Source organism: Aminobacterium colombiense DSM 12261 (genome assembly GCF_000025885.1).
Classification (GTDB): Bacteria; Synergistota; Synergistia; order Synergistales; family Aminobacteriaceae; genus Aminobacterium; species Aminobacterium colombiense.
In genome coordinates, this window is record NC_014011.1 from 1,932,996 (window position 1) to 1,944,527 (window position 11,532).

Annotated in this window: 12 protein-coding genes; 10 read left to right on the top strand and 2 right to left on the bottom strand. The window is 47.3% G+C overall.

The window, feature by feature from the left end:
• Window positions 1-21: 21 nt before the first annotated feature.
• Genes AMICO_RS09530 through AMICO_RS09555 form a run of 6 tightly spaced genes read left to right on the top strand, consistent with a single transcriptional unit; the run spans window position 22 to window position 5,028 of the window.
• Window positions 22-666, top strand: a complete 645-nt coding sequence (locus AMICO_RS09530) for a GntR family transcriptional regulator (protein WP_013049249.1) — start codon at window positions 22-24, stop codon at window positions 664-666.
• A 23-nt stretch (window positions 667-689) separates the two neighbouring features.
• The gene (locus tag AMICO_RS09535; RefSeq protein WP_013049250.1) at window positions 690-1,373 is read left to right on the top strand and encodes a DUF2848 family protein; all 684 of its coding nucleotides are present in this window, start codon (window positions 690-692) and stop codon (window positions 1,371-1,373) included.
• An 11-nt stretch (window positions 1,374-1,384) separates the two neighbouring features.
• Window positions 1,385-2,188, top strand: coding sequence for a carbon-nitrogen family hydrolase (locus AMICO_RS09540; RefSeq protein WP_013049251.1), 804 nt, complete (start codon window positions 1,385-1,387; stop codon window positions 2,186-2,188).
• 13 nt (window positions 2,189-2,201) lie between these two features.
• Entirely contained in the window at window positions 2,202-3,194 is a 993-nt protein-coding gene (locus AMICO_RS09545; protein WP_013049252.1) for a TRAP transporter substrate-binding protein, read from the top strand.
• A 57-nt stretch (window positions 3,195-3,251) separates the two neighbouring features.
• Window positions 3,252-3,749, top strand: coding sequence for a TRAP transporter small permease (locus tag AMICO_RS09550; RefSeq protein ID WP_148211367.1), 498 nt, complete (start codon window positions 3,252-3,254; stop codon window positions 3,747-3,749).
• Between the two features lie 7 nt (window positions 3,750-3,756).
• Window positions 3,757-5,028 carry a TRAP transporter large permease gene (locus AMICO_RS09555; RefSeq protein ID WP_013049254.1) on the top strand — a complete coding sequence of 424 codons (1,272 nt, stop codon included), beginning with the start codon at window positions 3,757-3,759 and terminating at the stop codon, window positions 5,026-5,028.
• A gap of 136 nt (window positions 5,029-5,164) precedes the next feature.
• Here the strand turns inward: AMICO_RS09555 and AMICO_RS09560 are convergent, their stop codons facing one another.
• Entirely contained in the window at window positions 5,165-7,075 is a 1,911-nt protein-coding gene (locus AMICO_RS09560) for a S9 family peptidase (protein WP_013049255.1), read from the bottom strand.
• A 166-nt stretch (window positions 7,076-7,241) separates the two neighbouring features.
• Here AMICO_RS09560 and AMICO_RS09565 point away from each other — a divergent pair, with 166 nt between their 5' ends.
• The gene (locus tag AMICO_RS09565) at window positions 7,242-8,033 is read left to right on the top strand and encodes an SDR family oxidoreductase (protein WP_013049256.1); all 792 of its coding nucleotides are present in this window, start codon (window positions 7,242-7,244) and stop codon (window positions 8,031-8,033) included.
• Window positions 8,034-8,105: 72 nt separating this feature from the next.
• Here AMICO_RS09565 and AMICO_RS09570 read toward each other — a convergent pair whose 3' ends face one another.
• Complete coding sequence (locus tag AMICO_RS09570) at window positions 8,106-9,251, bottom strand: aldo/keto reductase (RefSeq protein WP_013049257.1); 1,146 nt, start codon at window positions 9,249-9,251, stop codon at window positions 8,106-8,108.
• A gap of 131 nt (window positions 9,252-9,382) precedes the next feature.
• Between AMICO_RS09570 and AMICO_RS09575 the strand changes: the two genes are divergently transcribed.
• From AMICO_RS09575 to hutI, 3 genes are read left to right on the top strand one after another with little or no spacing between them, the layout of a single operon-like run.
• Entirely contained in the window at window positions 9,383-10,132 is a 750-nt protein-coding gene (locus tag AMICO_RS09575) for an IclR family transcriptional regulator (protein WP_013049258.1), read from the top strand.
• A 19-nt stretch (window positions 10,133-10,151) separates the two neighbouring features.
• Complete coding sequence (locus AMICO_RS10395; RefSeq protein WP_013049259.1) at window positions 10,152-10,280, top strand: hypothetical protein; 129 nt, start codon at window positions 10,152-10,154, stop codon at window positions 10,278-10,280.
• Complete coding sequence (gene hutI, locus AMICO_RS09580; protein ID WP_013049260.1) at window positions 10,277-11,521, top strand: imidazolonepropionase; 1,245 nt, start codon at window positions 10,277-10,279, stop codon at window positions 11,519-11,521. The genes AMICO_RS10395 and hutI overlap by 4 nt, the downstream gene beginning before the upstream one ends.
• Window positions 11,522-11,532: the final 11 nt, after the last annotated feature.

Here is an 11,532-nt window from a genome sequence, read left to right on the forward strand (position 1 = left end):
CTATAGGATGTGGTATACCAAATGGAGAAAAAAAATCTCGCTTCACAAGCCTATGATCGCATTAAAAAAGGGATTCTTTCTCTGGAATTCCCACCTGGATCCTTGCTTCAGGAAAGGGCCCTTGCTGAAGAGTTAGGAGTAAGCAGAACTCCTGTGAGAGAAGCCGTGCACCGCTTATCTCAGGAGGGATGGATTACTGTAAATTCCAGGAAAAATATTGAAGTTCGCTCTGTTTCTCCCGTGGAAATACGAGAGGTCTTTCAGGCCCGTTGGCTTCTAGAGCGGGATGCTCTTGATCTTATCTTTTCCGGTGATCTTTTTCGACAAACAGGACGGCATATGACCAATATGCTCTCATTCATGAAAGAGTCACAGAATAATTTGCACGACTTTATTCTGGCAGACCAATCCTTCCATGCCATTTTCTTTCAAATTTTAAGAAATTCCAGGCTCCAGAGGTTCTGGAACAGTGTTAGCGAGGAAATGATCTGGCTTGGCATGCTCGCCATGAACGAGAAAAGATACGAAGCTGTATTGGGAGAACATGGGCGAGTTGTAGAAGCCCTTATTGCAAGAAGAAAAAGAGACGCTAAAGATGCCCTTCAGGATCATCTTGAAATCACTGAAGATGTACTGATTAAAAAAATTGAGACCATTACTTCATGATATGGAAGGAGGAATGGAAATACATGCTGATGGATGTGTCTGTATTAAGGGAAAACGGGGTATGCGAAAAAAAGACCCTGAAATGGGATGCCTGTGTCGCTGCGGGCTACACTGGGAGAGATCAAGCAAGTGTCCTTGCTCACGTTGAGGAACTTCGAAAGATAGGAGTGCCCGCACCTGATAAAGTTCCCTCAATGTACTGGGTGGAGCCAGAACGGGTTTCTTCGTCGAATACTCTGTGGGTGGTGGGAGATTTCACTTCCGGAGAAGTAGAAGTGTTCCTGGCGCGGACCGAAGAAGGAGAGCTCTGCGTCACAGTGGCAAGCGATCATACAGATAGGGCCCTTGAAACAGTATCGGTGGCAAAAGCCAAACAAATATGTTCGAAGATTGTGGGAGCCGCTTTCTGGCGGATGGACGAAATTCGTGGACACTGGGACAGCATTGAACTCCGGTGCTGGGCAGACGGAAAACTTTATCAGGAAGGAACCCTTGGGAAAATGCTACAGCCAGAAAAGCTCTTTGAACTGGCTCAAGAGGATTCACCATGCTCTTCCTGCAGGATTGCCCTCTTTAGCGGTACCCTTCCTACCCTCGGAGAGGGGCTTATTTATGGCGAAAAATACGTTCTCTCTCTTAAAGACCCCCTTCTGAACAGGGAGATTCGTCATGAATACTCTGTCCGTATTCTGCCTGACCGCAACTAAGGAGGTATGGAATGAAGCTTAGAGTAGGAGTACTGCAGCTTGACATCGCCCTCGGCGATGAGAAGAAAAACCGTGAGAATATCGAAAGATGGATGTCCCAGACCTACGTTCCTTCAGATGTGCCAACGGCCATCGTGGTTCCTGAACTCTGGAATACAGGGTACGCCTTGGAACGAGCCACTGAACTGGCAGATACTGAAGGGAAAAGAACTGCTGCCTTTCTCGGCAACCTGGCCAAGAAATATGGCGTTTGGTTTGTGGGCGGGTCAGTTCTTGTTTCCACTGAAGAGGGGCATACCAATCGGGCGCAGGCTATCAACCCTCAGGGGGAACTTGTGGCCTGGTATGACAAGGTCCACCTCTTCCGACTCATGGATGAGGATAAATACCTCCTCAGTGGCAAAAAAGACTGCCTTTTCGATCTGGAGGGGATAAAGGCCGGATGCGTCATCTGCTATGACATCCGCTTTTGCGAATGGCTCCGTACCTATGCATTGAGAGGAACGGAGGTTCTTTTCGTAAGTGCAGAATGGCCGAGCTCAAGGGTAGACCACTGGAAGACCCTTCTTCGCGCCAGAGCCATCGAGAATCAGATGTACGTGGTAGCATGCAACCGATGCGGAACTACGGGAAATACCCATTTTGCCGGAGGATCAATGGTCATCGGCCCTAAAGGGGAGATTCTCTTTGAAGGCAGTGAAGGGGAAGAGGCCGGGTTCGTCACCCTCAACCTGAAAGCGGTTTCAGAAATTCGGAAATTCATAACAGTTTTCAATGACAGGGTTCCTGAGATCTATGATACACAAACTAAATAGGAGGGAAAGGACAATGAAGAGAAGGGGATTTTTTTTGGCGCTAGTCGTAATGGCGGCGATACTCTGGTCAGGTGCGGTATTTGCAAACACAGTTGAATTCAAGTTCGCTCATTCGGGAAGCCTAGAGCACCAGTATCAGATTGGCGCAGAGCACTTCAAGAAGGTAGTTGAGGAAAAATCTGGAGGAGAACTGAAGGTAAACATCTTCCCCCAGGCCCAGCTTGGCGGGGAACGGGATCTTGCTGAGGGTGTCCGCATGGGGACAATCGAAATGAGTTCGGTAGCAGCCAGCAACCTGGCAGGGTTTGTTCCGGAGCTTCAGGTTTTCGGCGTTCCCTTCCTTTTTCAGACCCGTGAGCAGGTCTACTCAGTGCTCGACGGAACTGTTGGCAAAGACCTCGCCGACATCATGCTTGCAAAGGGGTTCAAGAACCTCTCCATCTGGGAAGTGGGCTTCCGGAATATAACGAACAACGTCCGCCCGGTGAAAACACCTGAAGATATGAAGGGGCTAAAAATCCGGGTGCAGGAATCAAAGATCTGGATCGAGTTCATGAAACGCCTTGGCGCAATTGCCACACCGATTCCCTTTGGCGAACTATACACCGCATTGCAGCAAAAAGTTGTGGACGGCCAGGAGAACCCTGTAGCTACAATCTATTCCATGAAATTCTACGAAGTCCAGAAATATCTTTCCCTGACCGGCCACACCTATGAGCCGGCCATTGTGATAGCAAATCCGAAATGGTTCAACGGTCTCGACCCGAAACATCAGGCAATATTGGTGGAAGCAGCGGCCGAAGCAGCAGCCTACCAACGGGCGACCCTCGCCGAGATGGATAAGGAACGTTTCGAGATCATAAAGAAGGCCGGAGTTCAGGTGGAGGAGAATCCTGATAAGGAAGCTTTCGCAAAAGCGACAGAAGATCTTTATAAAGTTCTCGCTGATGTGGTACCCGAAGCTCTTGTTCAAAAGATCAAGGACGAAGCAGCGAAGGTAAAATAATGTCTCTCTGCTCTGGGGGATTTCTCCCCCAGAGTTTTTTCTTAGAGAAATCGAGGAGTGATCCCTTTGAGAAAAATTGAAAACATTTTTTCTGTCCTCACAGGAATTAGTCTCGCAGTGGTCTTCATTGTAACCTTTGGACAGGTAATCCAACGCTACGTCTTCCAGCTTCCCATGCCTTGGGCAACAGACGTGATTCGTATCTTCTTTGTCTATTCCATTTTCTTAGGCATGGGTGTAGGGGTTTTTAAGAAGGCCCACTTGAATATCGACGTCCTTGTACAGGTATTTCCTTCATGGGCCAAACCCTGGTTCGACCTTCTTTCAAATGTTGTAGTGTCCATCTTCCTGAGTTTTGTCCTCTACTTCAGCATCCCTTTCATTAAAGCAAATGCTGACCAGGTGACGCCATATCTTCTCTTTCCCATGAGTTATATTTATATGATCATTCCTATTGCCGTTTCCTTTATGGTTCTGTTTCTCTTTTTAGATACAGCAAAACTGCTTGTCACTCTTTTCGGAAGAGACAAATTTACTAATTCGGGGAGCAGGTGAGATATATATGCTTTGGATAGCTGCTCTTTTCGGAATTTTTCTCTTAGGGATACCTATCTCCTTTTCCTTAGGTATAACGACCCTCATAGGACTAGCAGGAGCGGGACTTCCCATGGAGGTTCTCGTTCAGAGAATGTTCACTGGGGTAGATAACTTTGCTTTTGTTGCTATTCCTCTTTTTATCCTTGCAGGAAATCTTATGGCTGTGGGAGGGATATCGAAACGTATTACCACTTTTTCGGAAGCACTTGTTGGGCACTGGCCAGGCGGCCTTGGAATGGTTGCCATTGTCGCATCTATGATATTCGCTGCCGTTACAGGCTCTGCCATCGCCGCCACAGCAGCCATAGGCGCTCTTTTAATCTCCGAAATGATCTCCAAGGGGTATTCTAAAGCATATGCAGCCTCACTGGTGGCAACCGCAGGATCCATTGGGCCTATCATTCCTCCCAGCATTCCCCTTGTGGTCTACGGGGTCATCGTTGGCAGCTCTATTGCGAAGCTGTTCATGGGAGGGATAATACCCGGAATCCTCATGGGGGTGTTCCTCATGATCGCAAACTGGATGATCAGTAAGCGACGTGGCTATGTTGGGCGGGAAACAAAATCAAGCGCTGCCGAACTCCGAAAAGGGCTTAAAGACGCTATTCTTGCCCTCCTCATGCCGGTTATCATCATCGGAGGAATCGTGGGAGGAATTTTCACTCCCACTGAATCGGCATCCATTGCAGTAGCATACTCCCTATTCCTCGGCACCATAGTCTACAGGGAGCTTTCATGGAAAGATATCACCAGGGCATTCATTGAAGCGGCTGTTACCACCGGCATCATCCTTACGGTCCTCATGACTGCAAGCCTTTTTATTTGGTTCATGACTGTAAAAATGATTCCTCAATCCATCACCCAGAGTCTTCTTCAGGTGGTTACTTCAAAATGGGGAGCCCTTATGGTAATGAACATCATCCTTCTCATCGCTGGAACTTTTATCGACACCACGAGCGCTCTCACCATCTTTGTACCCCTCTTCCTGCCTCTGGTGAAGACCTTCGGGATAGACCTTATCCATTTTGGCGTAATGGTGGCAGTGAACCTCACAATAGGCATGTGCACCCCCCCTCTGGGCGTGTGTCTTTTCGTATCTTGCGAAATTGCCGGAACGACTCTCCGGGAAATGTTCAAGGATCTCATCCTCATGCTCGTTCCGCTACTAATTTTGCTGCTCCTTATAACCTACGTCCCGGGAATTGTAACCTGGCTTCCAAATTTCCTCGGACTTTAGAACTAGAAAATAGCAACAGAGGGGGCTTCTCACAGCCCCCTCCTCGATATCTTGATATTTCCCATGTTGCTAACATGACTTTACGCCATTTAAACGCAGTCCCAGCAAGTTTCACAAAAATTCTTCAGACCGAACATCACTTCGTGGGTTTTCCCAAGTGCCTGCTTAAAAAAGTTTCCATAGCCCGGTAAAAATCGAAGCGGTTCTCTTCATTTGCGAAACCATGTCCCTCGTTATTTTTAACCATATATTCTACATCTATATTGCGCTTACGCAACGCTTCCACAATCTGATCTGACTCAGCCTTTTTGACCCGCGGGTCATTTGCTCCCTGGGCAACAAAAAGAGGCGCCCGTATTTTATCCGCGTGAAACACAGGAGAAACTGAGCGAAGTAAATCCTTGTCTTTTTCGGGATCGCCAATCTGTTCATACATCATTTGCCGCCCCAGTTCCCAGTATGGCGGCAACGTCTCGAGGAGAGTAAAAAGGTTTGATGGCCCTACAAAGTCAACGCCACAAGCGTAGATATCTGGTGTAAAGGCCAGTCCAGCTAAAACAGCATAACCGCCATAGGAAGCGCCGTAAATACCAACTCTCTCTGCATCGGCTATACCCTCTTTTATGAGCCAACTCACCCCATCGGTAATGTCATTTTGCATGTTACGTCCCCATTGCCGAAAACCAGCAACCCAGAAACTTTTGCCATACCCTGTGGATCCTCTGAAATTCATCTCCAGAACCGCGTACCCTCTGTTGGCAAGAAATTGAACTTCAGGGCTGAAGCCCCAAACATCCCGGGCCCACGGACCTCCATGGGGATGAACAACCACTGGCAGATTTTTCGGCTCTACTCCTACAGGAAGGGTAAGATAGCCGTGAATGGCCAGCCCATCACGGGATGTGTACGCAATAGACCTCATCGGCGCCATTTCTTCTTCTTTTAACCACGGGCTTAAATCAGCAAGTTTTTCGAAATCCCCTGTGTTACGATCATAAAAATAATAGCTGCCAAGGGTTCGATCACTGCCCGCATATACAAGCATTCTATTTTCATCGCGACTCATGCTCGCTATCCCAACTTCATACCCGGGAAGCTTCTCTTCAAGCGTTGCTTGCAATTGTTCTCTTTCTTCATCAAAAAAAGCGTAATGCCCCTTATCTGTGACAAAGCGAACTCCCGTAATAACCTGGCGTTTTTTAGATCGAAGAAGCCTGTAAACATCAACTTCTGGATGCTCGTAAACCAAATCAAGGAAGGCTCCTGTTTCGGGATCATAACGATAAATAGCGCTCTTGTCCCGATGGAGGTTAGAGGCTACATAAAGATAGCGGTTATCGAAGGTAAAGAAGAGGGGGCTCACCGAATCCTTAAAATTAGTCGTTATAACTGTGCGGAAAGGTTCATCCTCAGTTTTTCTGTATAAAAGACTTGTCTGAACGCCATCGCTTCTTACTGCCGCCCGAAGCTTCCCCTCATTGTCTGTCAGCCATCCGGCAATATCCCCAGGGTTTTCAGCAACAAGGCCCATTTCCCCTGTGGTAACATTGATTCGATACACATCGAAAAGACGAGAATCCCGCCGATTCATGGCAATGATCATTTCGTTCTCCACATCTTCCAGATCATCGACAATTGAAACCCGCACGTTAGGAAAGGGCGTAAGTTCCTTTTTATTCTTGCCGGTAATATCTACGTAAAAGAGGTGATAATTTTCATCCCCGCCAGCGTCCTGAACATATATTATGCGATCATTTCCCTTCCAGAAGTACCCGGCTACATTTCGGGCCGTGGCTTCTGTGAGGCGCAAAGGCTCATCATGAGATCCAATTTTTTGCACATAGACATTCATGCGCCGTTGCCACGGTTGCATATACGCTAAATATCCTCCATTGGGGGAAAGGGAAAAAGAAACCTTTTCAGGATTTCTAAAGAAATCTTCAAGAGGAATTTGGCGGGGGAGAGCCCATAGGCTTCCAGCATTCCACATCAAAATGACAACGGCAATTCCCGTCACAAGAACAGCAAGAAATATATGCTTCCACATACCAATCTCTCCTTCAAAGAATGTATCCTTCATTATGTAAAAGTCAGTTTATCATGAAAAACACTTTGCCTAATCCGATAAAATGCTGAAAGTGCTTTTTACCTATTGATTCAAGACTGAATTTACAGAATACTATAATAAGGCTTAGAGAAAAGGAGGTATGGTTATGGATCTAGGTATTAAGAACAGAGTTGCCCTCATTATGGCGTCAAGCAGCGGCCTGGGGAAGTCTATAGCTCGACGATTCCTTATGGAAGGCGCAACAGTCATGTTGGCCAGCCGCAACGAAGAAATGCTTAACCGCGCAGTTCAGGAACTTACCGATGACACTAGCGTAACTCCCTATTACACAGTATGTGACATAACCAAAGGAGAGCAGATTAAAAATCTGGTACGTTCAACGACAGAAAAGCTCGGTCCCATTTCTATTCTTGTAAATAACGCGGGGGGGCCTCCTGCAGGAACCTTTGACACCTTTGACGATGAAGCGTGGCAAAAAGCCTTCGAACTCAACCTTCTCAGCTACGTTAGAACCACCCGGGAGGTACTTCCTTTTATGAAGGTTCAAAAGTGGGGACGGATCGTGAATTCCACGTCTTCTTCCGTTAAGCAGGTAATAGAAAACCTTATTCTATCAAACACTCTGAGACTCGGTGTTATCGGCCTCACAAAAACTCTTTCCCAGGAGCTTGCCCCTTATAATATTCTGATCAACGCCATTGGGCCCGGGCGATTCGATACCCAGCGAATACGCCAGCTCGATCAGGCTTTAGCTGTCAAACGAGGGGTTTCCGCAGATGAAATAAGCCGTGAAGCCATGAATCAAATACCTCTCGGCCGATATGGCCACCCAGACGAATATGCCCGGCTTGCCGTTTTCCTTTGTTCAGAGGCAAACAGTTACATCACGGGGCAAACCATACTTGCCGACGGAGGAATGGTAAAAGCAGTTCTTTAAAACCCCAAAGATAAGGCGGAGGGGGCGCTTAGCGCTTCCTCCGCCTTATCTTCAAAACTATAGATGGCAACTCTATTTCTCTTCCTTATTTTTTTCAAAAAGGGACACTACCTCTTTTAACTGCTGGCGGATGGGAAGATTCTGAGGGCAAACCTCTTCGCAGGCTCCACACTCAACACATAGGCTCGCCCTTTCATAGTCTTTTACAAACACAAAATAGGTATCTTTGGCCATCTTCTCATCATCAAACATAAAGGCCATGTTATAGCGGTTGAAGCATTCTGGGATATTCACTCCCTGAGGGCAGGGCATACAGTAACGGCAGTTCGTGCAATCCACCTTCATCCGCCTTTTATACTCTTCCTTAACCCTTGCCACAACATCAAGATCGTGATCTGACAAGGCACCGGGGATACCCTTCGCAGCTGCCACGATATTTTCTTTCACCTGGTTTATAGAATTCATGCCACTCAGGACCACCGACACCTCCGGATGGTTCCAGACCCACCGCAATCCCCAGGCAGCAGGGCTCATTTCCTCCCTTGCTTCCTTCCAGATGCCCTGAATGGTATCTGGCACATTTACGGCCAGCTTTCCACCCCTTAAAGGTTCCATAATAACCACGCCAAGGCCCCGGGATGCCGCTTCTTTTAATCCTCTGGTCCCTGCCTGATAGTTTTCATCAAGATAGTTGTACTGGATCTGGCAAAAATCCCAATGCCAGGCATTGAGAATTTCTTCAAAAAGCTCATACTCTCCATGGAAGGAAAAACCTCCGTAGCGAATGCGCCCGTCTGCTTTCGCCCGTTCAAGAAAAGAGAAGACGTCATGTTGCACCATATTGTCCCAACGCTGTCTGTTGAGGGAATGGACCAGATAAAAATCAATGGTATCTGTCTTTAAACGCCGCAGCTGCTCATTTAAATAAAAATCCATGTCTTCATGTTTTTCGACGAGCCACGATGGCAGCTTCGTGGCAAGGTTAACCTTTTCTCTATAACCATTCTGCAGCGCTCTTCCCACAAAAGGTTCGCTCATTTCGTTATGGTAAGACCAGGCCGTATCTACATAGTTCACACCGTTGTCAATGGCATAACACAGAATTTCGGTGGCTTCTGCTTCATTAATATTCCCCTCTGGTGTTACAGGAAATCGCATACATCCAAAGCCGAGAATAGAAAGTTCTTCTGTCATTCCAGGCATACGTCTATACTGCATCTCCTTTCCCCCTTTCAGTCATTTCTGTCTAGTATAGCAAAATCTTCTTCGGTTGACTTTTCATTTGCATTAGGGTAAATTTTAATAACATATTATGGGACAACCTGTCCCGCTAAGAAAGGAGAGTATGAATGGCACCTTCTTCCCGTCATGATGTCATCTCTCGCATTGTTCGCATTATGGAAACTCTTAGCAGGGCTGATGACCTGCTGAGCATCAGGGATATAGAAGAACGTACTGGCATTCCACGCACCACTGTTCACCGTTTTCTTCGCTCTCTGAAACAGGAAGACTGGGTCTACCAAGATCCAATCACTGAAAATTTTCGTACAGGCATCCGCTTTTTCCTCTCGTTTGACCGGCACGCCTTTTATCATGAACTCATTCAACGCTGCGACCCTTATATGAAAGAGCTTTCGGCAAAGACCGGCAAAACCGTTCTTCTTTCTGTTCTCAATGGAACGGAAGGGAGATGCATCCACTCTGTAGAACCGGCAACGGCATTAAAATTCGTTGCCCATAAGGGAATGGCTATCCCTCTTCATGCCGGAGCCACTGGAAAAATTCTTCTCGCCTTCGCTAAGCCTGAAAATCAGCAAACAGTTTTTTCCCAAGAACTTGTGCCATTCACTTCAAAAACAACAACTGACCCTGAAGAGCTCAAAGATCAGATCGAAATCATCAAAAAACAAAAATATGCCTTTAGCCAGGAAGAATGGATGATCCATGCGGGCGACCTGAGTATCCCCATATTTGATCGGAACGGACAGTTTGTCTGCCAGCTGGGAATCGCTGGCCTTTCTTCCAGCTTTGACGGGCACGTGGAAGAGCTTCTTACCCTTTTGAGGGAAGGTGGAGCACAGATATCATCCCAACTCTAAGAAACGGGGGGATTTAACTATGACACAACTCATAGAGTATGTTTTAAATTTAAGCGAGGGGAGCCGCCAACATGTAATGGATGCCATCTTACAAGAGGTCAGAAACCATGAACGTTACCCCAACATGGCAGAGGAGGAGCAAAAATGATCACTTCCCTTTTTCGAAATGCGGCTATTTATACCCCGGCATCAAGCCAGACTCCACTGTCAGGAGATAGCCAGGGGAAGGTTGACTCTATAGCTCGGGGAGCCCTTTTATGCCGTAACGGCCTCATTGAAAAAATAGGGGAGGAGCATGCCGTAATAAAAGACCTCTCTCTTTACGATGTGGACATAGAGATCGATTGCGAAGGATGTTGCCTTATCCCAGGCTTTGTCGACCCTCACACTCACATCTGTTTCGCCGCCAGACGGGAAAGGGAGTTCTCTCAGCGTATTGCCGGCACTCCATATCTCGACATCCTTAGGGCTGGAGGTGGAATTCTTTCTTCTGTCCGAGCTGTCAAGGAGGCAAGTGAAGAAGAACTTTTTCAGACAACCCTTGAAAACGTGCTTTCTGCCCTGTCTTTCGGCACAACCACAATAGAAATAAAAAGCGGCTATGGTCTCGACACTGAAACAGAACTGAAAATGCTTCGGGTCATTGATCGCATCAGACGTGAAACTCCCCTTGACGTGGCCATTACCTTTATGGGAGCCCATGCTGTTCCCCATGAATACAAAGAAGACCCTGACACCTTTGTCAGCATTCTCACCGATGAAATGATTCCCGCCGTAGCAAAACAGGGAATTGCCAGGTTTTGCGACGTATTCTGCGAAGAGGGTGTTTTCACCCTTCAACAGAGCCGAAAGATTCTGCAATCGGCACAAAAACACGGCCTTAAACCGCGAATTCATGCAGATGAGGTTTATGATACGGGGGGAGCGGGCTTAGCTGCCGAACTTCAGACAGTTTCTGCGGAGCACCTGCTCGCCGCTTCAGAAAGAAATCTGAAAGCCATGGCAGAAGCAAAAGTTATAGCCAACCTTCTGCCTGCCACTGCCTACAGTCTTCGCAAACCTTATGCCCCAGCCAGGAGAATGATAGAGCTTAATGTTCCTGTGGCTCTGGCTACAGACTGCAATCCCGGATCGTGCTTTACGGAATCCATGCCCTTTGTCTTCGGCCTTGCCGTTATGAATATGAATATGACAGTACAAGAGGCCCTTGTGGCATCAACAATAAATGCCGCGTGGGCCCTTGAGATGCAACATTCCGTAGGCAGCCTTGAAGTGGGAAAACAAGCTGATTTCCTGCTTTTAGACGGAGATTCCCCGGCTATCCTTGCCTACCACGCCGGAGTATCGCCTGTTGTTTCAGTGTATAAAAAAGGTGTTTTGGTCGCCTAAAAGTTTCTTTC

What these genes read in the sequence shown, in the direction of transcription:
- AMICO_RS09540 (WP_013049251.1), top strand. Translation starts at nt 1,385, where the DNA reads ATGAAGCTTAGAGTAGGAGTACTGCAGCTTGACATCGCCCTCGGCGAT.
- AMICO_RS09545 (WP_013049252.1), top strand. Translation starts at nt 2,202, where the DNA reads ATGAAGAGAAGGGGATTTTTTTTGGCGCTAGTCGTAATGGCGGCGATA.
- hutI (WP_013049260.1), top strand. Translation starts at nt 10,277, where the DNA reads ATGATCACTTCCCTTTTTCGAAATGCGGCTATTTATACCCCGGCATCA.
- AMICO_RS09530 (WP_013049249.1), top strand. Translation starts at nt 22, where the DNA reads ATGGAGAAAAAAAATCTCGCTTCACAAGCCTATGATCGCATTAAAAAA.
- AMICO_RS09555 (WP_013049254.1), top strand. Translation starts at nt 3,757, where the DNA reads ATGCTTTGGATAGCTGCTCTTTTCGGAATTTTTCTCTTAGGGATACCT.
- AMICO_RS09565 (WP_013049256.1), top strand. Translation starts at nt 7,242, where the DNA reads ATGGATCTAGGTATTAAGAACAGAGTTGCCCTCATTATGGCGTCAAGC.
- AMICO_RS10395 (WP_013049259.1), top strand. Translation starts at nt 10,152, where the DNA reads ATGACACAACTCATAGAGTATGTTTTAAATTTAAGCGAGGGGAGCCGC.
- AMICO_RS09560 (WP_013049255.1), bottom strand. Translation starts at nt 7,075, where the DNA reads ATGTGGAAGCATATATTTCTTGCTGTTCTTGTGACGGGAATTGCCGTT.
- AMICO_RS09570 (WP_013049257.1), bottom strand. Translation starts at nt 9,251, where the DNA reads ATGCAGTATAGACGTATGCCTGGAATGACAGAAGAACTTTCTATTCTC.
- AMICO_RS09575 (WP_013049258.1), top strand. Translation starts at nt 9,383, where the DNA reads ATGGCACCTTCTTCCCGTCATGATGTCATCTCTCGCATTGTTCGCATT.
- AMICO_RS09535 (WP_013049250.1), top strand. Translation starts at nt 690, where the DNA reads ATGCTGATGGATGTGTCTGTATTAAGGGAAAACGGGGTATGCGAAAAA.